The organism is Streptomyces sp. NPDC056628 (assembly GCF_042792555.1).
In the GTDB taxonomy this organism is placed as follows: domain Bacteria; phylum Actinomycetota; class Actinomycetes; order Streptomycetales; family Streptomycetaceae; genus Streptomyces.
In genome coordinates, this window is sequence record NZ_JBHTWG010000020.1 from 13,896 (window position 1) to 35,619 (window position 21,724).

The 21,724-nt window shown below is 71.6% G+C and carries 25 protein-coding genes; 2 read left to right on the plus strand and 23 right to left on the minus strand.

Annotated features, from left to right (window positions below; genetic code table 11):
• Positions 1-114: 114 nt before the first annotated feature.
• The 5 genes from ACFRAC_RS22935 to rpsB all read right to left on the minus strand — a co-directional run bounded on the left by ACFRAC_RS22935 (position 115) and on the right by rpsB (position 4,892).
• Positions 115-1,272: a phosphatidate cytidylyltransferase gene (locus ACFRAC_RS22935; RefSeq protein ID WP_382926640.1), complete on the minus strand. Its 1,158-nt coding sequence runs from the start codon at positions 1,270-1,272 to the stop codon at positions 115-117.
• Positions 1,272-1,829 (minus strand): ribosome recycling factor, encoded by a 558-nt coding sequence (frr, locus tag ACFRAC_RS22940; RefSeq protein WP_031485072.1) that lies wholly within the window; start codon positions 1,827-1,829, stop codon positions 1,272-1,274. The genes ACFRAC_RS22935 and frr overlap by 1 nt, the downstream gene beginning before the upstream one ends.
• A gap of 170 nt (positions 1,830-1,999) precedes the next feature.
• Positions 2,000-2,758 (minus strand): UMP kinase, encoded by a 759-nt coding sequence (gene pyrH, locus ACFRAC_RS22945; protein WP_382926643.1) that lies wholly within the window; start codon positions 2,756-2,758, stop codon positions 2,000-2,002.
• Positions 2,759-2,952: 194 nt separating this feature from the next.
• Positions 2,953-3,789, minus strand: coding sequence for a translation elongation factor Ts (gene tsf / locus ACFRAC_RS22950; RefSeq protein ID WP_382926646.1), 837 nt, complete (start codon positions 3,787-3,789; stop codon positions 2,953-2,955).
• Positions 3,790-3,968: 179 nt separating this feature from the next.
• On the minus strand, positions 3,969-4,892 hold the full coding sequence (gene rpsB, locus ACFRAC_RS22955) for a 30S ribosomal protein S2 (RefSeq protein ID WP_382926648.1): 924 nt from the start codon (positions 4,890-4,892) through the stop codon (positions 3,969-3,971).
• Positions 4,893-5,162: 270 nt separating this feature from the next.
• On the opposite strand from rpsB, the gene ACFRAC_RS22960 reads away from it, so the two are divergent.
• Positions 5,163-5,798 carry a murein hydrolase activator EnvC family protein gene (locus ACFRAC_RS22960; protein WP_382926651.1) on the plus strand — a complete coding sequence of 212 codons (636 nt, stop codon included), beginning with the start codon at positions 5,163-5,165 and terminating at the stop codon, positions 5,796-5,798.
• Here the strand turns inward: ACFRAC_RS22960 and ACFRAC_RS22965 are convergent.
• The 18 genes from ACFRAC_RS22965 to proS all read right to left on the minus strand — a co-directional run bounded on the left by ACFRAC_RS22965 (position 5,779) and on the right by proS (position 20,658).
• Complete coding sequence (locus tag ACFRAC_RS22965) at positions 5,779-6,336, minus strand: TetR/AcrR family transcriptional regulator (RefSeq protein WP_382926856.1); 558 nt, start codon at positions 6,334-6,336, stop codon at positions 5,779-5,781. The genes ACFRAC_RS22960 and ACFRAC_RS22965 overlap by 20 nt on opposite strands.
• A 93-nt stretch (positions 6,337-6,429) precedes the next feature.
• Positions 6,430-7,272 (minus strand): RNA polymerase sigma factor WhiG, encoded by an 843-nt coding sequence (whiG, locus tag ACFRAC_RS22970; RefSeq protein WP_382926654.1) that lies wholly within the window; start codon positions 7,270-7,272, stop codon positions 6,430-6,432.
• 299 nt (positions 7,273-7,571) lie between these two features.
• A complete protein-coding gene (dprA, locus tag ACFRAC_RS22975; protein WP_382926656.1) occupies positions 7,572-8,747 on the minus strand; it encodes a DNA-processing protein DprA in 1,176 nt (391 codons plus the stop codon).
• The gene (locus ACFRAC_RS22980) at positions 8,744-10,369 is read right to left on the minus strand and encodes a YifB family Mg chelatase-like AAA ATPase (RefSeq protein WP_382926658.1); all 1,626 of its coding nucleotides are present in this window, start codon (positions 10,367-10,369) and stop codon (positions 8,744-8,746) included. The genes dprA and ACFRAC_RS22980 overlap by 4 nt, the downstream gene beginning before the upstream one ends.
• A gap of 1 nt (position 10,370) precedes the next feature.
• Positions 10,371-10,733: a YraN family protein gene (locus ACFRAC_RS22985; protein WP_382926661.1), complete on the minus strand. Its 363-nt coding sequence runs from the start codon at positions 10,731-10,733 to the stop codon at positions 10,371-10,373.
• A 107-nt stretch (positions 10,734-10,840) separates the two neighbouring features.
• Positions 10,841-11,149 carry a DUF2469 domain-containing protein gene (locus tag ACFRAC_RS22990; protein ID WP_003993268.1) on the minus strand — a complete coding sequence of 103 codons (309 nt, stop codon included), beginning with the start codon at positions 11,147-11,149 and terminating at the stop codon, positions 10,841-10,843.
• A 56-nt stretch (positions 11,150-11,205) separates the two neighbouring features.
• Positions 11,206-11,718: an NUDIX hydrolase gene (locus ACFRAC_RS22995; RefSeq protein WP_382926665.1), complete on the minus strand. Its 513-nt coding sequence runs from the start codon at positions 11,716-11,718 to the stop codon at positions 11,206-11,208.
• Entirely contained in the window at positions 11,708-12,478 is a 771-nt protein-coding gene (lepB, locus tag ACFRAC_RS23000; protein WP_382926668.1) for a signal peptidase I, read from the minus strand. The genes ACFRAC_RS22995 and lepB (ACFRAC_RS23000) overlap by 11 nt, the downstream gene beginning before the upstream one ends.
• 176 nt (positions 12,479-12,654) lie before the next feature.
• The gene (gene lepB, locus ACFRAC_RS23005; RefSeq protein WP_382926670.1) at positions 12,655-13,620 is read right to left on the minus strand and encodes a signal peptidase I; all 966 of its coding nucleotides are present in this window, start codon (positions 13,618-13,620) and stop codon (positions 12,655-12,657) included.
• Positions 13,508-14,599 (minus strand): signal peptidase I, encoded by a 1,092-nt coding sequence (gene lepB / locus ACFRAC_RS23010; protein ID WP_382926673.1) that lies wholly within the window; start codon positions 14,597-14,599, stop codon positions 13,508-13,510. The genes lepB (ACFRAC_RS23005) and lepB (ACFRAC_RS23010) overlap by 113 nt, the downstream gene beginning before the upstream one ends.
• Positions 14,592-15,308: a signal peptidase I gene (lepB, locus tag ACFRAC_RS23015; protein WP_382926676.1), complete on the minus strand. Its 717-nt coding sequence runs from the start codon at positions 15,306-15,308 to the stop codon at positions 14,592-14,594. The genes lepB (ACFRAC_RS23010) and lepB (ACFRAC_RS23015) overlap by 8 nt, the downstream gene beginning before the upstream one ends.
• Before the next feature lie 60 nt (positions 15,309-15,368).
• A complete protein-coding gene (rplS, locus tag ACFRAC_RS23020; protein ID WP_382926679.1) occupies positions 15,369-15,719 on the minus strand; it encodes a 50S ribosomal protein L19 in 351 nt (116 codons plus the stop codon).
• A 131-nt stretch (positions 15,720-15,850) separates the two neighbouring features.
• Positions 15,851-16,684, minus strand: coding sequence for a tRNA (guanosine(37)-N1)-methyltransferase TrmD (gene trmD, locus ACFRAC_RS23025; protein ID WP_382926682.1), 834 nt, complete (start codon positions 16,682-16,684; stop codon positions 15,851-15,853).
• Positions 16,684-17,235 (minus strand): ribosome maturation factor RimM, encoded by a 552-nt coding sequence (rimM, locus tag ACFRAC_RS23030; RefSeq protein WP_382926685.1) that lies wholly within the window; start codon positions 17,233-17,235, stop codon positions 16,684-16,686. The genes trmD and rimM overlap by 1 nt, the downstream gene beginning before the upstream one ends.
• Before the next feature lie 105 nt (positions 17,236-17,340).
• Positions 17,341-17,580, minus strand: a complete 240-nt coding sequence (locus tag ACFRAC_RS23035) for an RNA-binding protein (protein WP_005479813.1) — start codon at positions 17,578-17,580, stop codon at positions 17,341-17,343.
• Between the two features lie 2 nt (positions 17,581-17,582).
• The gene (gene rpsP, locus ACFRAC_RS23040; protein ID WP_382926688.1) at positions 17,583-18,002 is read right to left on the minus strand and encodes a 30S ribosomal protein S16; all 420 of its coding nucleotides are present in this window, start codon (positions 18,000-18,002) and stop codon (positions 17,583-17,585) included.
• A 383-nt stretch (positions 18,003-18,385) separates the two neighbouring features.
• Entirely contained in the window at positions 18,386-18,982 is a 597-nt protein-coding gene (locus ACFRAC_RS23045) for a hypothetical protein (RefSeq protein WP_086870333.1), read from the minus strand.
• A gap of 260 nt (positions 18,983-19,242) precedes the next feature.
• Positions 19,243-20,658 carry a proline--tRNA ligase gene (gene proS, locus ACFRAC_RS23050; RefSeq protein ID WP_382926691.1) on the minus strand — a complete coding sequence of 472 codons (1,416 nt, stop codon included), beginning with the start codon at positions 20,656-20,658 and terminating at the stop codon, positions 19,243-19,245.
• A 198-nt stretch (positions 20,659-20,856) separates the two neighbouring features.
• Between proS and ACFRAC_RS23055 the strand changes: the two genes are divergently transcribed.
• On the plus strand, positions 20,857-21,711 hold the full coding sequence (locus ACFRAC_RS23055) for an SAM-dependent methyltransferase (RefSeq protein ID WP_382926692.1): 855 nt from the start codon (positions 20,857-20,859) through the stop codon (positions 21,709-21,711).
• Positions 21,712-21,724: the final 13 nt, after the last annotated feature.

Genomic DNA, 21,724 nt, shown 5'->3' on the forward strand with positions numbered 1-21,724 from the left:
CGGTGCCTCCCTGGGGGCGCGTGTCCACGGGGCTTCCCCGCCGACGCCGGAGCCCCCGCTCCGAAAGAGCGGGGGCTCCCCATGGTCACGGTCCGGCAGGGCGGAGCCACCGGCTCAGCCCGACCCCACGAACACCACCAGCAGCAGCCACACCACCGGTGCCGTCGGGAGGAGCGAGTCCAGGCGGTCCATGATGCCGCCGTGGCCCGGCAGGAGGCTGCCCATGTCCTTGATGCCCAGGTCGCGTTTGATCATCGACTCGCCGAGGTCGCCCAGCGTGGCGCTGGCCGCGACCGCGAGGCCCAGGAGCAGGCCCTGCCACCAGCTGCCGTCGTCGATCAGGAACTGCATGCACAGCGCGCCCGCCACCATCGCGAAGCTCACCGCGCCCAGCAGGCCCTCGCGGGTCTTGCCGGGGCTGATGCGCGGCGCCAGCTTGGTCCGGCCGAAGCGCCAGCCGATGGCGTACGCGCCGGTGTCGCTGACGACGGTCAGGAGCAGGAACGTCAGGACGCGCCACGGCCCGTCGTCCGCGGTCAGCATCATCGCGACGAACGTGGCGAGGAACGGGACGTAGAACGCCGCGAAGACACCGGCGGTGACGTCCCGGAGGTAGTCCTCGGGCGGCTCCGTCATCCGCCAGACCAGGACGGCCAGCGCGGTCAGCGCCATCGCCACCCAGGCGCCCTCGGCGCCCCGCACGTATCCGGCGACCACCATCGCGGCGCCGCCGACCGCGAGCGGGACGAGCGGCGCCCTGATGCCCTTGCGCTCCTCCAGCCGCTTGGTCAGCTCCCACAGGCCCACGACCACGGCCACGGCGACCACACCGACGAACACGGCCTTGACGACGAACAGGGACGCCACGATCACGACGCCGAGCCCGACGCCGACCCCTATGGCAGAGGTCAGGTCGCGTCCCGCGCTCTTCTTCTGCGGCGGGGGCGCCGGCTGCGAGGCGTCGGGCATGGGCTCCGGATTCTGCGGCACCGCCTGGAACGGCTGCGCCAGCGGCGTGTGGTGAGGCCGCGCCTGCGACGGTTCCTCGCGGAACAAGGGGCCACTCAGCCGAGCGGCCCCCCGATCGTCATCCTGGTCTCCGCCGTACACGGGTCCGTCGGGCACGATGGGCATGGGGCGAGTCTGCTGCGCCTGAGGCGCATCGTACGCGGGACCTGCCGGGTCGGCCCCTTGGACAGGTCCTCGATCGTCGGGCCCCCAGTACCCGGCCTGCCCGGCCCCGGTCGGCGCGCCCCAGGAAGAGTCGTTCATCAGACCTCGAGCAGCTCGGCTTCCTTGTGCTTCAGCAGCTCGTCCACCTGAGCGACGTACTTGTGGGTGGTGTCGTCGAGCTCCTTCTCCGCACGCCGGCCCTCGTCCTCACCGATCTCGCCGTCCTTGATCAGCTTGTCGATGGCGTCCTTGGCCTTGCGGCGGACCGAGCGGATGGACACCTTGGCGTCCTCGCCCTTGCCCTTGGCGACCTTGATGTACTCGCGGCGGCGCTCCTCCGTGAGCTCGGGGAACACCACACGGATGATGTTGCCGTCGTTGCTCGGGTTGACACCGAGGTCGGAGTCCCGGATCGCCTGCTCGATGTTGCGCAGGGCGGTCTTGTCGAACGGGGTGACGACCGCCATGCGCGGCTCCGGCACGGAGAACGAGGCGAGCTGGTTGATCGGCGTCGGCGCACCGTAGTAGTCGGCCACGATCTTGTTGAACATCGCCGGGTGCGCACGGCCGGTGCGGATCGCGGCGAAGTCCTCCTTGGCGACCACGACGGCCTTCTCCATCTTCTCCTCGGCCTCGAGGAGGGTCTCTTCGATCACCACTTGCTCCTGCGTGTCTTGAGTGAAAGGCCCGGCTGCGGTTCCTGGGTGGAGGCGGCGGCCGGCTGCGTCGCGTCTTCTTCCTGCACGGTTCCCGACCGGCAGGACATTGTCCATCCCCCGGCCAGGGTCCGTCCCGTCCGTCCCCCGGACGGGTCGGTGCCGAGGCGTCAGCCCCGACCTCCCTGCTCACCCACCAGCGTGCCGATCTTCTCACCCTTGACGGCACGGGCGATATTGCCCTCCGCCAGAAGCTCGAAGACGAGGATCGGGAGCTTGTTGTCGCGGCACAGTGTGATCGCCGTGGCGTCGGCGACCTTGAGATCCCGGGTGATGACCTCGCCGTATCCGAGGGAGTCGAACTTGACGGCGTCCGGGTTGGTCTTCGGGTCGGAGTCGTAGACCCCGTCGACGCCGTTCTTGCCCATCAGCAGCGCCTCGGCGTCGATCTCCAGGGCGCGCTGCGCGGCGGTGGTGTCGGTGGAGAAGTACGGCATCCCCATGCCCGCCCCGAAGATGACCACGCGGCCCTTCTCCAGGTGCCGCACGGCGCGCAGCGGGATGTACGGCTCGGCGACCTGACCCATGGTGATGGCGGTCTGGACCCGGCTGTCGATGCCCTCGTTCTCCAGGAAGTCCTGGAGGGCGAGGCAGTTCATCACGGTGCCGAGCATGCCCATGTAGTCGGAGCGCGCGCGGTCCATGCCGCGCTGCTGGAGTTCCGCACCGCGGAAGAAGTTGCCACCGCCGATGACGACGGCGACCTGGGCGCCGTCGCGTACGACGGCCGCGATCTCACGTGCGATCTTGTGCACCACGTCCGGGTCGACACCGAGTCCCCCGCCGCCGGAGAATGCCTCTCCGGACAGCTTCAGCAGAAACCGGCCGTGTACTTTGCCGTCGTCGCTCTTCTGGGTCTTGGTGGTCATCGAGATCCCGCCTTTGTTACTGGGTGCACATGCGAAGAAGGCCATTGCCGGTGGGGTGTGTGTCGCAACCCATGCGCGGCAATGGCCTCCTCGTCAGATCTGCTGTCGTCCGTCAGCCGCGCGTGCGCGGTGGCGGCGTCCGCCATCGACTGCCTTCGACCCTATAGGGGCGGGGCGTCGAGCGCGGCACGGACTCAGATGCCGACCTTGATGCGCGCGAAGCGCTTCAGGGTGACACCGGCCTCGTCCAGGATCTTCTGGACGGACTTCTTGTTGTCGAGCGCGTACGGCTGACCGAGCAGCGTGGCGTCCTTGAAGAAGCCGTTGAGGCGACCCTCGACGATCTTCGGCAGGGCGGCCTCGGGCTTGCCCTCGGCGCGGGTGGTCTCCTCGGCGACGCGGCGCTCGGACTCGACGACCTCGGCCGGCACGTCCTCCTTGGAGAGGTACTTCGGCGCGAAGGCGGCGATGTGCTGGGCGACGCCCTTGGCGACCTCGGCGTTCGGCTTGTCGAGCTCGACGAGAACACCGATCTGCGGGGGCAGGTCGGGCATCGTGCGGTGCATGTACGCCGTCACGTAGCCGTCGCCGAACTGCGCGAAGCGGTCCAGGACGATCTTCTCGCCGAGGTTGGCGTTGGCCTCGTCCACGAACGCCTGCACGGTCTTGCCGGCCTCGATCTCGGAGGCGAGCAGGGCCTCGATGTCGGCCGGGGAGGTCTTGGCGACGTGATCGGCGATGGCGTTGGCCACGGCCTGGAACTTCTCGCCCTTGGCGACGAAGTCCGTCTCGCACTTCAGCTCGACGAGGACACCGGAGGAGTTGTCGTCGGCGATGACCGAGACCACGGCGCCGTTCTCGGCGGAGCGGCCCTCGCGCTTGGCGACGCCCTTCTGGCCCTTGATGCGCAGCGCCTCGACGGCCTTCTCGACGTTGCCCTCGGCCTCGTCCAGCGCCTTCTTGCAGTCCATCATGCCGGCGCCGGTGAGCTCACGGAGCTTCTTGACGTCAGCGGCGGTGTAGTTCGCCATGAGTCTGTGAATCTTTCTGGAAGTCTGGAAGATCGAAGATCTACGGGGTCTGCGGCCGCCATGGACTGACCGGGGCCGCCGGCCTTCCGTCGACCTACAGGTGAACGGCGGGAGCGGGTTTCACCGCGGCACGGGGGCCGTGGGATCCAGTACCGCTCCCGCCGTCAACGCTGACGGTGTCAGGCCTGCTCGCCCTCGGCGGCCGGAGCCTCGGTGGCCGGAGCCTCGGTGGCCGGAGCCTCGGTGGCCGGAGCCTCGGTGGCCGGGGCCTCCGCAGCGGGGGTCTCGGCGGCGGGGGTCTCGGCGGCAGCCGGAGCCTCGTCGGCCTTCTTCTCACCCTCGAGCAGGTCGCGCTCCCACTCGGCCAGCGGCTCGCCGGCGGCCTTCTCGCCCTTGCCCTCGGTGGCGACACCGCTGCGGGCGATGAGGCCCTCGGCGACGGCGTCGGCGATCACGCGGGTGAGCAGGGTGACGGAGCGGATCGCGTCGTCGTTGCCCGGGATCTTGTAGTCGACCTCGTCGGGGTCGCAGTTGGTGTCGAGGATGGCGACGACCGGGATGTTGAGCTTCCGGGCCTCGCCGACCGCGATGTGCTCCTTCTTGGTGTCCACGATCCAGACGGCGCTGGGCACCTTCTGCATCTCGCGGATACCGCCGAGGGTCTTCTCGAGCTTGGCCTTCTCACGCGAGAGGACCAGGAGCTCCTTCTTGGTCAGACCCGACGCGGCGACGTCCTCGAAGTCGATCTGCTCGAGCTCCTTGAGGCGCTGCAGACGCTTGTAGACGGTCGAGAAGTTGGTGAGCATGCCGCCCAGCCAGCGCTGGTTGACGTAGGGCATGCCGACGCGGGTGGCCTGCTCGGCGATGGCCTCCTGCGCCTGCTTCTTCGTGCCGACGAACATGACCGTGCCGCCGTGGGCGACGGTCTCCTTGACGAACTCGTAGGCGCGGTCGATGTACGACAGCGACTGGAGCAGGTCGATGATGTAGATGCCGTTGCGCTCGGTGAAGATGAAGCGCTTCATCTTCGGGTTCCAACGGCGGGTCTGGTGACCGAAGTGGACGCCGCTTTCCAGCAGCTCCCGCATCGTGACGACGGCCATGGCCGTGTTCTCCTTGGTTCTCGGTTGTGCCGCGGGGGCCGGACGGCTCCCGCGCCTGACGCCCGCGCGCGCCGTGCCACGAAGGACCGAGGGGCGCTGACACCGACCGTTTCCGGCGGGGTGTCGGGGCGTGCGAAGTCGACCCGGTGACCCGGATCGCCAGAAGAAGTGTACGGGACCCGGGAGGTCCCGGGTGACGCCGCTGTCCACAGCACGGAGCTTGTCCACAGATACCGGCCATGATCGGCGGGATTGCGCCACCGTTCGGACATGCGACAGAAGCGATACGTGAACGCGGCGAGGACGTCCGGACGGCTGGTCCTGCTGCTTCTGCTGACGGCCGCCGTCCTGCTGGCACCGGCGCCGGACCTGACCCCGACCGCCGCCCGGGCGCCCGCGGCTCCGGCCGCGGACCCCGAGGTCCCGAGGCTCGGACGGACCTGGCCCGTGGGATCACGCCCACCGGTCCTGCGCGCCTGGGAGCCCCCTGCGACGGCCTACGGCCGCGGCCACCGGGGTGTGGACCTGTCGGCCCCGGCCGGCACACCGGTGCGCGCGGTGGCGGCCGGACGGGTGTCCTACGCCGGACGGGTGGCCGGCAGGGGCGTGGTGTCGGTGGAGCTCGCGGGGACGGGTGACCCCCCGCTGCGCACGACGTACGAGCCGGTGCGGGCGTCCGTCGAGAAGGGCGAGGAGGTGGCGGCGGGGGACGTCGTCGGGGCCGTGGAGCCGGCCGGCTCGCACTGTGCGACGGCCTGCCTGCACTGGGGCCTGCGCCGGGGCGACGGCTATCTGAGCCCCTTGTCGCTGCTCCCGCCCTGGCTCCTGCACGGCCCGTCCCGCCTGCTGCCGGTCCTGCGGGTGCCGGTGCCCGCGGGGCCGGACCTCAGCCCCGCACACCCCTGAGCGCCATGGAGACGGCGGCGTCGGTGATCGCCGCCGGTTCCTCCGCGGCGCCCAGTTCGATCCTGCGGACCGCCGCGTCGACGACGCCCTGCAGCAGCATGGCGGCCAGCCGGGGCTCCGCGTGGCCCATCTCCCGCAGCGCCTCGACGATCATCGCGATCAGCCCGCCGTGCGCGGCCCGGATCTTCTCCCGGGCTCCGGCGTCCAGCTCGCTCGCGGAGATGGCCACGACGGCCCGGTGCCGCCGGTCACCGACCAGCGCGAGCTGGCGGCGCACATACGCCTCGACCTTGCCCTCGGGTGTCGTCTCGCCCTCCATCGCGGCCTCGACCTCCGCGGCCCAGACCGGGAAGTCGACCGCGCACAGCTCCTCGACCACGGCGGCCCGTGACCGGAAGTACTCGTAGACGGAGGACCGCGCGAGTCCCGTGCGCTCGGCCAGGGCCGGGAAGGTCAGCGCCTCCGTCCCGCCCTCGGACAACAGGGAACGAGCCGCGTCCAGCAGGGCGGCTCGCTGCATCGACCGGTGCTCGGCCACGGAGGCCGCTCGAATCCTTGGCACCCGTCCACTGTACGGACGCCGCTCGCCCGACGGGAGTGTCTGCGCCGAACACCACTGTTGCCGGGCAGGTCAGCGGCCGAAGCCGGCCAGTTTCGCCCGGAGCTGGAGCACGGACTTGGTGTGGATCTGGCTGACCCGGCTCTCCGTCACACCCAGGACGTTGCCGATCTCGGCGAGGGTGAGGCCCTCGTAGTAGTACAGCGTCACCACGGTCTTCTCCCGCTCGGGGAGCGTGTTGATCGCCCGTGCCAGGAACCGCCGCAGTTCCCGGTCCTCGGCCACCTCGACGGGGTTGTCCGCGGCGGTGTCCTCCAGCGTGTCCATCACGCTGAGTCCGTCGCCGCCCTCGGCGCCGACGTGCAGCAGCTCCTCCAGGGCCACGACGTTGGCCAGTGACAACTGACTGAAGACCGAGTGAAGTTCCTCCACCGCGATGCCCATCTCGGCGGCGACCTCGGATTCGGTCGGCGTCCGCCGCAGCCGCGCCTCCAGGGTCGCGTACGCGCGCTCGACGTTGCGCGCCTTCTGCCGGACGGAGCGCGGGATCCAGTCCAGCGCCCTGAGTTCGTCGATCATCGCGCCGCGGATCCGGGTGATCGCGTACGTCTCGAACTTGATCTCCCGGTCGATGTCGAACTTCTCGATCGCGTCGATCAGCCCGAACACCCCGGACGACACGAAGTCCGCCTGCTCGACGTTGGGCGGCAGGCCGACGCTGACCCGGCCCGCCACGTACTTGACGAGGGGCGAGTAGTGCAGGATCAGCTGTTCGCGCAGCCGCTCGTCCCCCGTCGCCTTGTACGACCGCCACAGCTCGTCGAGTGTCGAGGGAGCGGGCGGTCGCGCGCTGCCACCGTCACGGGCGGCTGGGGGGATCGCCGCCCGGTCGGACCCGGAGGTGTGCTGGGGCATTCGTTGCCTAGTGCCGTTCTGCCGTGAAGCGGGGTGCCTGGGGAGCCGTCGGTCTGGAGGTCGTCGTGGTCGCTGTGCTTGCTTTCCGTGTCGTGGGGCCGGTCCGAGCCGGAACCCCGTGAGCGTAGCGTGACTGACGTGTCGCGGTGCGCGAAGGGCGGAGGCCGAGCCGTGCGCAGATACGTTCCGCTGGAGGCCCCGCCCGGGTAGGGCGGTCGCGCTGCGTGATCACACGAACACCCCAACTGGGGGAATCTACAAGGGCGTCCGTGTTCCCCCGTACGGCCGAACACGCTCGGTCAGCATGGATGTCGCCCGGTGCGGGCGGCCACCATCGCCTGGCGTGTCAACTTCCAGCCGTCGCCGTGTCGTTCGACCCAGCCGAGTGAGCGGAGTTCGTACAGTCGGGCGACGGCGTCGTCCTCCGTCGTCTGCGCACCGCGCGCGATCTCGTCCGCCCGGGCGGCGCGCGGGCCGGGCAGGGCGGCCAGGACCGCGCGTGCCCTCGGTGCGAGCAGGTCGCGCGGGAGGACGGGCCCGTGTCGCTCGGGGGCCAGCTCCCCCATGTCTCCGACGAGTTCGATGATCTCCGCGGCGTCGGTGACCAGCACCGCGTCCTGCCGCAGCAGGTGGTGCACGCCGGCGGAGAGGCCGCTGGTCGCGGGGCCCGGGACGCCCATGGTGTGCCGGCCGAGGCGCCGGGCGGTCCGTGCGGTGGACAGGGAGCCGCTGCGGTGGGCGGCCTCCACGACGACCGTGCCGCGGGTGAGCGCGGCGATCACGCGGTTGCGCACGATGAATCTGCTGGGGGTGGGGTGCTCCCCCGGTGGCAGCTCCCCGACGACCAGGCCCTGCTCCGCGATCCGGTCGATCAACTGGGTGTGCCCGCGCGGGTAGGGGCGGTCGGCGCCGCAGGCGAGGACGGCGACGGTGGCCCCGCCGGCGCCGAGGGCGCCCCGGTGGGCGGCGCCGTCGACCCCGTAGGCGCCGCCGGAGACGACCACCCAGCCCTGTTCGGCGAGCGCGCCGGCGAGGGTGGCGGCCATGTGCGCGCCGTACTCCGTGCAGGCGCGCGCTCCGACCAGCGCGACGGAGCGCAGCGCCCACATGCGCAGGTCGGCCGGTCCGCGCACCCACAGCCCGAGGGGCCGCGCGTCACCGAGGTCGTCGAGCTGCCCGGGCCATTCGGTGTCCCCCGGGCACAGGAACCGCATCCCGGCGTCCTGGGCCACGGCGAGGTCCCGGGCGGGATCAGCGCGGGCCGCCCGGGCGCGCAGCCCCTCCCAGCGCCGGGGGCCGATGCCCGGCAGGGGCGGCCCGGCGTCCTCCCGAAGCCGCCGTACGACCGCGCTCGCGCCGTACTCGCGCACCCAGCGCCCGGCGGTCTCGTCGCCGGGTTCGACGACCCGGCTGAGGAAGACCCGGTCGAGCAGGGCGTCCGGCGGGGCCTCCCCCGGTGCCCCGGCGCCGGTCACCTCAGGGCCCCGGTCGCCATGGGGACTCCGCGGGGGACTCCGGTGCGCAGCTGCAGGGCGAGGGCGACGTCCGTGGCGTCGGGCCGGTCGCGGCCGACGAGGTCGGCGACGGTCCAGGCGACGCGCAGGACGCGGTCGAGTCCGCGGGCCGTGAGCACACCGCGCTCCAGGGTCCGCTCGGCCTCGTCCATGGCGCCACTCACCGCGTGCCAGCGGCTGCGCAGCTCGCGTCCGGGGATCTCGCTGTTGGTCCGCCAGGGGGTGCCGGTGAGCCGCGCGGCGGCCCGCTCACGGGCGGCGCGCACCCGGTCGGCGACGGTGGCGGTCGACTCGCCGCGGGCGCCGCGCTGGGCGAGCTGGGCCCGGGTGACGCGGTCGACCTCGACCCGGAGGTCGACACGGTCGAGCAGCGGCCCGGACAGCCGGGCCTGGTAGCGGCGGATGGCGGAGGGCGGGCACTCGCACAGGTCGTCGGTCCGGGAGAAGCGCCCGCAAGGGCAGGGGTTGGCCGCGAGGACCATGAGGAACTTCGCCGGGAAGCGGACGACGCCCGCGCTGCGTGCGATCACCACATGCCCGGCCTCCAGGGGCTGGCGCAGGGCGTCGAGCGCCTGGCCGCCGAACTCGGGCGTCTCGTCCAGGAAGAGCACGCCCCGGTGGGCGAGCGACACCGCGCCGGGGCGGGCGAAGCCGGGTCCGCCGCCGACCAGGGCCTGCATGGTGGCGGAGTGGTGCGGGGCGCAGTAGGGGGCCGCGTCGATGAGGGGCTTGCCCGGTGGCAGGAGTCCCGCGACCGAGTGCACGGCCGTGACCTCCAGGGACTCCTGTCGGCCGAGCGGTGGGAGGATGGCCGGCAGCCGCTCCGCGAGCATCGTCTTGCCGGCGCCGGGCGGGCCCTCCAGGAAGAGATGGTGCCCGCCGGCCGCGGCGATCTCCACGGCGGTGCGTGCCGAGGTCTGCCCGACGACGTCGGCGAGGTCGTGACCGTGGTCGCAGGCGGTGGCGCCCAGGGTCTGCATGCCGCTGGCCGCGCCGGTCCCCGGCATCCGCAGTCCCGCGAGGAGCGGGTCCGGACGGCCGTGGTCCTCGGGTTCCTCGTCGGGGACGGGTTCGTCGGCGAGGACGGCGACCAGCTGGCGCAGGCTGCGTACGCCGAGCACGGAGACGCCCGGTACCAGGGACGCCTCGGCGGCCGCGCACTCCGGGACGACGACCTGTTCGTATCCGGCGTCGGCGGCGGCCAGCACGGCGGGCAGGATGCCCCGGACGGGGCGCACCCGGCCGTCCAGTCCGAGTTCGCCGATCATCACGATGTCGGCGAGGACGCGTGGGTCGATGCGCTCGGCGGCGCCGAGGACCGCGCAGGCGACGGCCAGGTCGAAGCCGCTGCCGGCCTTCGGCACGGAGGCCGGGCTGAGTCCCACGGTGAGCTTCTTCTGCGGCCACTCGCCGCCGGAGTTGACCACGGCCGCCCGGACCCGGTCGCGGCTCTCGGTCAGGCTCTTGTCGGGCAGGCCCACCAGGGTGAAGGCCGCGACGCCCGGTTCCAGGTCCGCCTGGACCTCGACGACGACTCCCTCGACGCCCACGAGCGCCACCGAGCAGGTGCGTGCGAACCCCATGTCAGGCCACCCCTCGCGCATGCTCGACGACGGGGGCGCCCCGGTCGGGCAGGACGATGCCGACGAGGTCGATGCGGACGCCTCCGGGTGGGGCTCCGCCGTGCGCGTGGATCCAGCGTTCCGCGAGGCCGCGCAGGCGCCGCGCCTTCTCGGGTCGCACGGCGGCCATCGGATGCTCGAAGCCGCCGGCCCTGCGGGTCTTCACCTCGCAGACGACGAGGACGTCGCCGTCGCGGGCGACGATGTCGATCTCTCCGGTCCTGCCACAGCGCCAGTTGCGCCCGAGAACCGTCATCCCGGCCTCGGCCAGCCGCCTCGCGGCCAGATCCTCGCCGTACCTGCCGAGTGCCCTGCGTGCGTCCATGTCGGCACCACCTCCGGCGCCAACGATGAACCCGCCTCAACGCGTTGTTGGATCTTGGTGGACGACTACAGCGCTGTGGACAACTCCCTCACCCGGGCGGGTGAACCTCAGCCGCTGGGGAGTTCGAGGTCGCTCTTGTTCAGCTCCTCGATGTTCACGTCCTTGAACGTGAGCACGCGCACCTGCTTCACGAACCGCGCCGGCCGGTACATGTCCCACACCCAGGCGTCCGCCATGGACACCTCGAAGAACACCTCACCCTGGACCGAGTGCACCTGCATCTCGTAGTCGTTGGTCAGGTAGAAGCGCCGCTCGGTTTCGATCACGTACTTGAACAGACCGACGACATCGCGGTACTCCCGATAGAGCTTCAGCTCCATCTCGGTCTCGTACTTCTCGAGGTCCTCGGCGCTCATGGCATGTTCCCCTTCAGCCGTGCGATGCCCCCATTGTGCGCCAGTCCCGTCGGGCCCTAGACGATTTCGGTGTCGAGGGTCACGGGCCCGGCAGGGGGACCTTCGTCGAGCAGCCTCCGCAGCAGCTCGGCGAGTCTGGTCGGATACACGGTCTCATGTGCCCGGGCGAGTTCCCGACACGTCCACCAGCGTGCTCCGGCGACGCTGCGCCGCTCGAGCTCGGTGAGGGCGAGGGCCCTGACCGCCGTCTGGGTCGTACGGGCCAGGAAGTACCACTCGTCCTGGTCCCAGCGGCGGCCCGCGAACGGGAACGAGCACCGGCGCCGCCACAGCACGGGGCCGAGGTCGACGTCCGTGATGCCGGTCTCCTCGGCGAGTTCCCGCAGAGCGGCCTCTTCGCGCGTCTCGTCGCCCTCGACTCCCCCGCCGGGTGTGAACCACCAGTCGTCGGCGAGGTCCTCCGGCTCATGGCCGTGCAGCAGCAGGATGCGGTCCTCGGGGTCGAGCAGCACGACGCGGGCGACCCTGCGCACCCCGCCCTCGGGCGGGCCGTCGGCCTCAGCGGGCACGGGCGGGCTCCGCCGTGCGGGAGCGGCCTCCGAGCAGCCTGGCGATCGGGCCGTACGCCCCGCCGCCCAGGACGAGCACGGCACCCGCGACGATCATGAGGCCCTGAGTGCGCAGCGGCCCCTGCGGCGACAGCGGGCCGAGCTTCTCGAAGCCGGTGGCCTGCTCCAGCGTGCCGTTCATGGGCCACACGACGGCCTCCACGCGGGCCGAGACGGCACTGCGGGCGACCGTGCCGCTCGCGGCGTCCGTGAGGTGGGCGGTGGAGTCGAGGGAGCCGCTGCGCTCGTCGCCGAGGAGGAAGATCCGGCCCTCGGGGACCTTCACGGTCGGGAAGCCCTGGAGCTCGGCGAGGCCGTCGTCGGCCAGGTAGGGCTCGTCGATCTGCTTGCCGTTGACGGTGAGCCTGCCGTCGGTGCAGCAGGCGACGGTGTCGCCGCCGATCGCGACGACGCGTTTGACGACGGGGGCGTTGCTGACCCAGGTCTTGTCGGTGAAGACGACGACGTCACCGCGGTGGACGTCGCCGCCGTCGACGCGCTGCGCGAGCACCCGGGCGCCGGCGCCGATCGTGGGCGCCATCGAGCTGGTGGGGACGGTGTACGGCCGGTACACGACCGCTCCCCAGGCGAAGCCGCCCAGGAACAGCAGCAGACCCAGCGCCACGGCCAGCCCGGACAGCACCTGCCCGGTCCGGCTGCCCACCGGGCCCTTGCTCGCGCCGGGACGCGGCGCCGTACGTGTCGTGCTCTCGCCACCCATGGACCCGCACCCTACCCGGCGGTACCGACGCCGGGCAGCCCCTCAGGGGCCCGCGGGCCGGCGGCTCGGCAAAGCTTTCGCCAGCCGCGGGTGCGAAACGGAACGGCTGGTGCCGTACTCCGCGGCGGGCCCGGTGCGGCGGCCCGGGACGGTCCGGGACGCGGTGTCCCGGCCGCTCAGCGCGTCCGCTCGGCCTTGGGCCGCTGACGGCGCCACAGCACCAGCGGCACCGCTCCGGCCAGGGCGAGGCTCGGCGGCGCGACCGTCAGGGCCGCGGACCGCGTGCTGAGGTCCTGGTCGAAGGTGTCCGGAACCGGCAGGGTGTCCCAGCGGCCGACCGGCCACGCGATGACGACGGCACGGCCGACGGCCTTGTCGACGGGGACCATGCCGTGGTTCTCGTCGGACCGGTTGTAGCGCGAGTCCCGGGAGTTCTGCCGGTGGTCGCCCATCACCCAGATGAAGCCCTTGGGGACCTTCACCTTGAACTGACCGCCCTGGTCGTCCTGGCTGCACGGGGTGTTGCCCGGGTAGACGTAGGGCTCGTTCAGCGCCTTGCCGTTGACCGTCAGCGGGCCCGTGCCCTTGCACTCCACGGTGTCGCCGCCGACGCCGATCACCCGCTTGATCAGGTCCTTCTCCTCGGAGGACGGCATCAGGCCGATCCAGCTGAGGAAGGTCTGCAGGGCGTTCGGGTCGGGGGTGGGCTCCCCGGCGAGCCACTGGTCGGGGTCGTGGAAGACGACGACCTCGCCGCGCTGCGGCTCGGAGCCGAACCACGGGGTGAGCTTGTCGACGAGGACGCGGTCACCCTGCTGGAGGGTGTTCTGCATCGAGTCGGAGGGGATCGAGAACGCCTGTACCAGGAACGTCTTGATCAGCAGCGCGAGGACGAGCGCGATCCCGATCAGGATCGGCAGCTCCTTCCAGAAGGAGCGCTGCTTCTTCGCGGGAGCGGCCCCGCCCGACCCCTCGCCGCCGGTCGGGGGCTGCCCGCCCGACCGTCCGCCGTCATTGCCGGATCCGGGCTCATTCCCGGAGGTCACGGCGCCGTCCGCGGTCGGGTCGGCTGCTCCCACGGGGTGTCCGCGGTGCTCCTCGCCGTCGTGCCCGGACCGTGCGCCAACCGCCACATCCCCCACGCCAACTCCTTACTCTGTGCCGCTGCCTGCCCCATGCGCGGCGCAGGCCCACCACTCCCATAACGAGCGGGAGTTCCGCAGGGCTCGGGAGCTGGAGCGTTCCGTTCGATTCGTCCGAGGCAACCCTATGCGACAGCGGGACCGACGCAGTCGACCCCGGCACCGAGTCGGCCACCGAGGCGTAGGTGTTCGGCTCGTCCAGGCTGGTCCAGTGCCCGAAAGGCCAGGCGATCCACTTCGCGCGTCCGACGACCTCGTCCTCGGAGACCGTGCCGCCGTACTCCTGGTCCTGGTGGGCGCGGGAGTCGGCGGAGTTCGCCCGGTGGTCGCCCATCATCCACAGCCGGCCCTGGGGGACGGTGATGTCGAACTGTGTCTTGGAGGGGGTGTTGCCGGGATACAGGTAGTCCTCGTTCAGGGGAACGCCGTTGACGGTGACCCGTCCTTGCGCGTCGCAGCACTTGACGCGGTCGCCGCCGACGCCGACGACCCGTTTGATCAGGTCCTTCTCGTCGTCGGACGGCAGCAGGCCGATGAAGGTGAGGGCCTCCTTGACCTGCTTGACGACGACGGGGTCGTCCTTCTTCACGGTCGTCCGCTCGTCATTGAGCCAGCCGCCGGGGTCCTTGAAGACCACGACGTCGCCGCGCTCGGGCTTGTTGCCGAACCACGGGGTCAGCTTGTCGACGAGGACGCGGTCGCCGACCTGGATCGTCTGCTCCATGGAGCCGGACGGGATCACGAAGGCCTGGACGAGGAAGGTCTTCAGGACGAGCGCTATCAGGACGGCGACGCCGACGAGGAGGGGTATCTCCTTGATCGCGGAGCGCCTGCGGCGGCGTTTGACCTTGCGCTGGAGCTTGCGCCGTTCGGCGCGGCTGCGGCCGCCCGTGGGGCCGGACGCACGCCGGGAGCCGGTGGGCAGCAGGTTGTCGGCGGCACTGGTGGGTACGCCGCGCGGCTTGCCACGGTTACCCATGGGCGCCGTCCGGGGCGGGCACGCGCGCGTAGGCGTCCGGACGGTGCAGTCGGGTCCAGTGGGCCGCGGGCGAGACGATCGCCTCGGCGCGGCCGATGACGTCGTCGACCGGGATCATGCCGCCGCCGGGTGAGCCCAGGTGGTCGCGGGAGTCGCTGGAGGCGCCGCGGTGGTCGCCGAGGACGAAGAGCCTGCCGTCGGGGACGACGACGTCGAACCGCACGGTGGACGGGCGGTCGCCGGGGTACAGGAACGTCGACTCGTCGACCGGGCGGCCGTTCACCTGGATCCTCCCCTCCCTGTCACAGCAGACCACGTGGTCTCCCCCCACACCCACAACGCGTTTGATGTAGTCGGCGTCCCCGAAATACCCGGTTCCGTCGAACACGACGACATCGCCGCGCCGCGGCCCGGCATCGAAACGGTACGCCAACTTATTTACGACTACGCGGTCGCCGATCCTCAATGCGGGCTCCATGGATCCGCTGGGAATCTCGAACGGCCGCGCGACGAACAGGTTGAGCAGCAGGACGCCCACCAGGACCAGCAGCAGGGTCAGGCTGTACCGGCCGCCGGGGAGCCGGCCGGTGATCCCGGCCGGCAACGCGAAACGCGACCGTCCCTCCCGGCCCTCCGGGTCCGGGGCGTACCCGGTGCCGGAAGGGCGGGAGGAGCGGTCGCGCTCCGTGTGCTGTGCTTCGGTGTCCATCGAGGCCAGATGCTATCCGGCCCCGCCGCGGACCCCTCGGGGGCGAGCCCCCGGAAGCGCTCAGTTGTCGCGCTTCTCCTTGATCTTCGCGGCCTTGCCGCGCAGCTCGCGCAGGTAGTACAGCTTGGCGCGACGCACGTCACCCCGGGTGACGAGCTCGATCTTCTCCACGATCGGGGTGTGCACCGGGAAGGTGCGCTCGACGCCGACGGAGAAGGAGACCTTGCGGACCGTGAAGGTCTCGCGCACGCCGGCACCCTGGCGGCGGATCACCACGCCCTTGAACTGCTGCACACGGGAGCGGTTGCCCTCGATGACGCGCACGTGGACGTTGACGGTGTCGCCGGGGCGGAAGGCCGGGACGTCGCTGCGCAGCGACGTGGCGTCGAGGGAGTCGAGCAGGTGAGACATTTCGTCTGCTTTCTTCGCTGATGCCACAGGTCATCAACGGCATTAGGTGTTCGATGAGTGCTGTGCCCGTCAGGGCGGGCGTCGTGTCCCCCTGTGGCAGGGGCGCACGCCGGACAGCGCACAACAGCGGCCTATTCTTCCACGGCCTCGGTCCTGCGCCAAAATCGGCCGAACCGCTCGCCCTCCGGGTCGGGCATCCAGCCCAGGATGGAGAGCATCTCACGGTCCTTCTTGTCGAAGGCGGCGGGCTCGCAGCGTGCGATCAGGTCGGGCCGGTGGGCCGTGGTGCGCCGCAGGGCCTCGTCGCGGCGCCAGCGGGCGATCCTGCCGTGGTGGCCGCTGAGCAGCACCTCCGGGATGTCCCGGCCGCGCCACTCGGGCGGCTTGGTGTAGACGGGGCCCTCCAGCAGGCTCGCCATGGCACCGGGCGCGAAGGAGTCGTCGCGGTGCGACTCGGCGTTGCCGAGGACGCCGGGCACCAGCCGGGCCACGGCCTCGGTGATCACGAGGACGGCCGCCTCGCCGCCGGCGAGGACGTAGTCGCCGATGGACACCTCGTGCACGGGCATCCGGGTGCCGTACTCGTCGATGACGCGGCGGTCGATGCCCTCGTAGCGGGCCGGGGTGAAGATCAGCCAGGGCCGCTCGGACAGTTCGACGGCGAGTTCCTGGGTGAAGGGCCGCCCGCTGGGGGTGGGGACGATCAGGGTGGGCCGGCCGGCGCCGCTCTCGTAGCCGTCGGCCAGGACGGAGTCGAGCGCGTCGCCCCAGGGCTCGGTCTTCATGACCATGCCGGGGCCGCCGCCGTACGGGGTGTCGTCGACCGTGTTGTGGCGGTCGTAGGTCCACCGGCGCAGGTCGTGCACCTGGACGTTCAGCTGCCCGCGCGCGCGTGCCTTGCCGACGAGGGAGACGTTCAGGGGGTCCAGGTACTCGGGGAAGATCGTGACGACGTCGAGCCGCATCAGCTCTCGGCCTCCGCGTCGCGGGACGAGGCGATCTCCGCGCGGTCGTCGATGAGGCCCGGCGGCGGGGCGATGACGGCCCGCTGCTCCTCCAGGTCGATCTCGGTGACGATCTCGGAGACGAAGGGGATCATCACCTCGCTCCCGTCGGGCCGTTCGACGATGAACAGGTCCTGGGAGGGCAGGTGCGAGACCTCGGTGATGCGGCCGACCTCGACGCCGTCCGCGGTGACCACGTCCAGGTCCATGAGCTGGTGGTCGTAGTACTCGTCCTCCTCCTCGGGCAGCTCGTCGGGGTCGACGTCCGCGATCAGGAGGGTGTTGCGCAGGGCCTCGGCGCCGGTGCGGTCGCGTACGCCCTCGAAGCGGAGCAGGAGGCGGCCGCTGTGGACGCGGCCGCTCTCGATGGTGAGGGGTCCCGTGGAGGCGGGATCGGTGGCGAGCACGGCTCCGGGCGCGAGCCGCAGCTCCGGCTCGTCGGTGCGTACCTCGACGGTGACCTCGCCCTTGATGCCGTGGGCCCGGCCGATCCGTCCGACTACCAGCTGCACGTGTCCCATCTCCTGTCGTGTGCCTGCGGCATGACTTCATATACGACTACGGGCCGGGGACGGCCCAGTGGCCCTCCCCGGCCCGAGCCGGTGCTGTGTTCGGCGTCAGCGGACGTGGTCCACGTCGACGAGGTCGACGCGGACACCGCGGCCGCCGATGGCGCCCACGACGGTGCGCAGAGCGCGTGCGGTGCGGCCGTTGCGGCCGATCACCTTGCCGAGGTCGTCGGGGTGGACCCGGACCTCCAGCACACGCCCGCGGCGCAGGTCGCGCGAGGCGACCTGCACATCGTCAGGGTTGTCGACGATGCCCTTCACGAGGTGCTCGAGAGCCTCCTCGAGCATGCTCAGGCCTCGGCCGACTCGGACTCGGCCGAGGCCTCGTCCTTCTTCTCCGCCTTCTTCTTCTGGGTGATCGCCTCACCCTTGCCCTCGTCGTCGCCACCGAGGGCCTCGAACGTCGGGCGCGCCTTCTTCGGCTCGGCGGTCAGCAGCGGAGCCGGGGCGGGCTCGCCCTTGAACTTCTGCCAGTCGCCGGTCTTCTTCAGGATGGCGAGGACGGGCTCGGTCGGCTGCGCGCCGACACCCAGCCAGTACGCCACGCGCTCGGCGTCCACCTCCATGACCGACGGGTTGTAGGTCGGGTGGTACTTGCCGATCTCCTCGATCGCACGGCCGTCACGACGGGTACGGGAGTCGGCGACGACGATGCGGTAGTGAGGCGAACGGATCTTGCCCAGACGCTTCAGCTTGATCTTGACTGCCACTGGAGTGGGTTCTCCTGGATTTGACGTGGTTGGGCACGGCGGGACGGCCGCGTGGGGTTGCGGTACCCGAGTGCCCGATGGACGCGTCAGCCGGAGGAGAGAGGGGTCCTGTGCGGCTGTCGAGTACAGCTAGCCATTGTGCCACACCCGGCGGGTCGCTCCCGGCCGCGGGCGGCCGGCTGCGCGGGCATGGCGAAGGGGCACCCGGCGGACCGGGTGCCGTGAGCATCGGCCACGAGCGGCCCGACGCCGCGGGGTGCCGCTCGCGCCCGGCCGGGCCGTCCTCGACGGGACGGCCGCCCGGGGTCACGGCGGCACCCGCCTCGCCCCGCGTCCCTGACCGGCAGCCACGAGATGCCGGTGCCGGACGCCGTGCGAGCGCGTCACGCAGCTCCCATGACCTCCGGGATGCGGAACGGCTTGCCGCAGCCGCCGCACACGATCGGGGCCTGGGCGAGGACCGAGGGGACGACGCGGACGTTGCGGCCGCAGTCGCAGACCGCTTTGACGCGGACGCCGCCCCCGGAGGACCCGTGCCGTGCGGCCGGGCCCCGGAAGGTCCTGCCGGTGTCCGAGGAGGTCGCCGCCATGTGGGCCTTCAGGGCCCGCTGGAGCCGCTCGATGGTCGGGCGGTACCGGCGCTTGGCCTCGGGGTTGAGCGTGACCAGGGAGAAACCGCTGCTCGGGTGCGGCTCCTCGGGATGGTCCAGGCCCAGCTCCTCGGCGATGGTGAGGAATCTGCGGTTGTGGTAACGGCCGGCCCGGGACGTGTCCCGGATGCCGCGCGCGGCGGCGATGCCATGGACTGCCTCATGGAGCAGTCGCTCGAAGGAGAGTTCGTGACCGCACGCGGACGACGACTCCCCGATCAGGGACTCTGGCGCGGCGAGATCCGGCAGCTCGGGGTGGTACCGCTGAATGTCGGCCCACGCCTGTGCCAGCTCCGCGGCGAGAACAGGTGGTGTCTGTGTCGTGCTCACGTAATGACAACGAGCCGGGGTGCCGCTGTGTTCCGATTCCAGGGCATCCCAAATAATTTGCACGTACCCGTCAGTCGGGAATGATGCGCACCGACGAGGGCGGGTGCGCTGATCTGCGGAGAAAGGCTTACAGCTCGTACCAAGCCGGTGCGTAGCCTGACGTACGACCCGGCGCGTAGGCCGGGTCCAGACGCGGTCACCCCTGTGATGGGCGCGTGCGCAAGAGGCGTTTCGGCCGCTGTCGCTCCCCCGGCGTCATCTCAGTAAGCGCGCGCGACGACCGCGACGTTACCGGGCGCGTCCTCGGAGTCCGGCACCGACCCGTCCGCGGCGACCAGACACCGTACGGTCACCGCCTGCTCGGCGAGGCCGGCCTCGCCTTCCGGGCCGAGCGCGGCCCACGGCAGGCGCGCCCAGCCGCCGCCCGCCACCGCCTCGACGGCCTCCTCGGCGGTCGCCACGTCCGCGGTCCGGGAGGCGCGGCGCTCACGGGACTGCGCCAGCAGCAGCGCCTGGTCCTCCTCCAGGAGCGCGGGCAGCCGGGCCGCCAGCGCGTCGAGCGCGATCGGCTCCTTGCCGCCGGGGATCCGCCGGGCCAGCATCGCCGTGCCGTTCTCGAGGTCACGGGGGCCGACCTCGACGCGGGCCGGCACGCCCTTCAGCTCCCAGTCCACGATCCGGCGGCCGAAAGGGGTGTCCGTGCGGTCGTCGACTTGGACCCTCAGACCGGCTGCGGCGAGCCGGGCGCCGGTCTCCCGGACCGTGGCCAGAACCCGTTCGTCGTCCTTGACCGCGACCACGACGACCTGGGTCTGCGCCAGCCGCGGCGGCACGCGCAGGCCGTCGTCGTCGCCGTGCATCATCACCAGCGCACCGATCATGCGGGTGGTCGAGCCCCAGGAGGTCTGCCAGACCAGTTCCTGCCGCCCCTCCGCGGAGAGATAGCGCGTGTCGAACGCCTTGGCGAAGTTCTGGCCCAGTTCGTGGCTGGTGGCCATCTGCAGGGCCTTGCCGTCGCCCATCATGCCTTCGAGCGTGAGGGTGTTGACGGCTCCGGCGAAGCGCTCCCTCGTGGTCTTGCGGCCGGGGAGGACGTCCATGGCGAGGACGTTCACCATGAAGTCCTCGTAGACCTCGCGGTGGATGCGCGCGGCGAAGTCACGGGCCTCCTCGTAGGTGGCGTGCGCGGTGTGGCCCTCCTGCCACAGGAACTCGGTCGTGCGCAGGAACAGGCGCGGCCGCAGCTCCCAACGCACCACATTCGCCCATTGGTTGATCAGCAGCGGCAGATCGCGGTAGCTCTGCACCCATTTGGCGAAGTACTCGTTGACGATCATCTCGGAGGTGGGGCGGACCACGGCGGGCTCCTCCAGCTCCTTGCCGCCGCCGTGCGTGACCACCGCGAGTTCGGGCGCGAACCCCTCGACGTGGTCGGCCTCACGGGCCAGCAAGGACTGCGGGATCAGCACCGGGAAGTAGGCGTTCTGGGTGCCGGTCGCCTTGATGCGGGCGTCCAGCTCGGCCTGCATGCGCTCCCACAGGCCGTACCCGTACGGCCGGATGACCATGGTGCCGCGCACCGGGCCGTTGTCGGCCAGCTCCGCCTTGGCGACCAGGTCCTGGTACCAGCGCGGGAAGTCGTCGGCCCGGGGCGTGAGTACGGGTGCCTTCGCCATGACGGAATCGTACGGCCTCCGATTACCGGAATGTGAATTTTGGCCACGGACACGGGGAAGCCACAAGCAGGGCCCCGCAACCCCTGGACGCGGGGACGGGCGCGGAGTTACCTGGCATACGGGGGGAGCGCGAGCGCGTGCCACGGGGGCGACGGAAGCGGGCATCGCGACAACTCTCGGCGGATTGGGGCGCTTTACATGACACCTACGCTCGTGCGGCAGCGTCTGCCTCGCGCGGGCCGGGCCCCGCGCGTGGACCCGTGTGCACGCGCGCGTGACTGGTCCGAGATCCAGGAGCGGATGCTGGTCCCGCTCTACGAGGCGGTCTACGAGCGCTTGGAGGTGGGTCCCGGCAGCAGGCTGCTGGGCCTGGGATGCGGCAGCGGACTCGCGCTGCTGATGGCGGCGTCCAGAGGCGCGGCCGTCACCGGCGTCGAGGCGACCGCTCCCGAGCGGCTCGCCCTGGCGCGGCAGCGGCTGCTCCCCGCGGGCGGGGACGCACGCGCGCGCAGCGGCACGCGGCTCGTCGGCACCTTGGGGGACGCGAGGGAGGCGCGGTCGCAAGCCTTCACGGTCGTGACCGCCTTCGAGCCCATCGGGTGCCTGGACGGCGACGCGGAAGGGCTGGCGGGTCTGCTGGCGTCCGCGACCCCGCTCGCCGGGCGGGGTGCGCCGGTGGTGCTGGCGGGCTGGGGGCCGCCCGAGCGCTGTGCGACCTCGTCGGTGCTGCGGGTCGCCACGAAGCTGGCCGATCCGTTGCGGGGCGCGGGCAGTTGGCGCCCGGCGCTGCGGGACGACCTGGAGGAGGTCGCCGAGCGGGCGGGGCTGCGGATGGACGGGTCCGGCCGGGTGGCCTGCCCGTTCGGGTACGCGGACGTGGACAGCGCCGTGCGCGGATTGCTGTCCACGGGGCTGTTCGACGCGGCGATCACGGCGACGGACCAGGTGCAGGTCGACAAGGAGCTGACCGAGGCGCTGCATCCGCATCAGCGGCGGGACGGGACGGTGTGGATGCCGAACGTCTTCCGGTACCTGATCGCGCGCGTACCGTGAGCTCGGCCGCCCC

Excerpts from the sequence above, each read along its gene's own strand:
- ACFRAC_RS22935 (WP_382926640.1), bottom strand. The coding sequence starts at position 1,272 with ATGAACGACTCTTCCTGGGGCGCGCCGACCGGGGCCGGGCAGGCCGGG.
- pyrH (WP_382926643.1), bottom strand. The coding sequence starts at position 2,758 with ATGACCACCAAGACCCAGAAGAGCGACGACGGCAAAGTACACGGCCGG.
- tsf (WP_382926646.1), bottom strand. The coding sequence starts at position 3,789 with ATGGCGAACTACACCGCCGCTGACGTCAAGAAGCTCCGTGAGCTCACC.
- rpsB (WP_382926648.1), bottom strand. The coding sequence starts at position 4,892 with ATGGCCGTCGTCACGATGCGGGAGCTGCTGGAAAGCGGCGTCCACTTC.
- ACFRAC_RS22960 (WP_382926651.1), top strand. The coding sequence starts at position 5,163 with ATGCGACAGAAGCGATACGTGAACGCGGCGAGGACGTCCGGACGGCTG.
- whiG (WP_382926654.1), bottom strand. The coding sequence starts at position 7,272 with ATGCCCCAGCACACCTCCGGGTCCGACCGGGCGGCGATCCCCCCAGCC.
- ACFRAC_RS22980 (WP_382926658.1), bottom strand. The coding sequence starts at position 10,369 with ATGGGGTTCGCACGCACCTGCTCGGTGGCGCTCGTGGGCGTCGAGGGA.
- ACFRAC_RS22985 (WP_382926661.1), bottom strand. The coding sequence starts at position 10,733 with ATGGACGCACGCAGGGCACTCGGCAGGTACGGCGAGGATCTGGCCGCG.
- ACFRAC_RS22990 (WP_003993268.1), bottom strand. The coding sequence starts at position 11,149 with ATGAGCGCCGAGGACCTCGAGAAGTACGAGACCGAGATGGAGCTGAAG.
- lepB (WP_382926668.1), bottom strand. The coding sequence starts at position 12,478 with ATGGGTGGCGAGAGCACGACACGTACGGCGCCGCGTCCCGGCGCGAGC.
- lepB (WP_382926673.1), bottom strand. The coding sequence starts at position 14,599 with ATGGGTAACCGTGGCAAGCCGCGCGGCGTACCCACCAGTGCCGCCGAC.
- lepB (WP_382926676.1), bottom strand. The coding sequence starts at position 15,308 with ATGGACACCGAAGCACAGCACACGGAGCGCGACCGCTCCTCCCGCCCT.
- rplS (WP_382926679.1), bottom strand. The coding sequence starts at position 15,719 with ATGTCTCACCTGCTCGACTCCCTCGACGCCACGTCGCTGCGCAGCGAC.
- trmD (WP_382926682.1), bottom strand. The coding sequence starts at position 16,684 with ATGCGGCTCGACGTCGTCACGATCTTCCCCGAGTACCTGGACCCCCTG.
- ACFRAC_RS23035 (WP_005479813.1), bottom strand. The coding sequence starts at position 17,580 with ATGCTCGAGGAGGCTCTCGAGCACCTCGTGAAGGGCATCGTCGACAAC.
- proS (WP_382926691.1), bottom strand. The coding sequence starts at position 20,658 with ATGGCGAAGGCACCCGTACTCACGCCCCGGGCCGACGACTTCCCGCGC.
- ACFRAC_RS23055 (WP_382926692.1), top strand. The coding sequence starts at position 20,857 with ATGACACCTACGCTCGTGCGGCAGCGTCTGCCTCGCGCGGGCCGGGCC.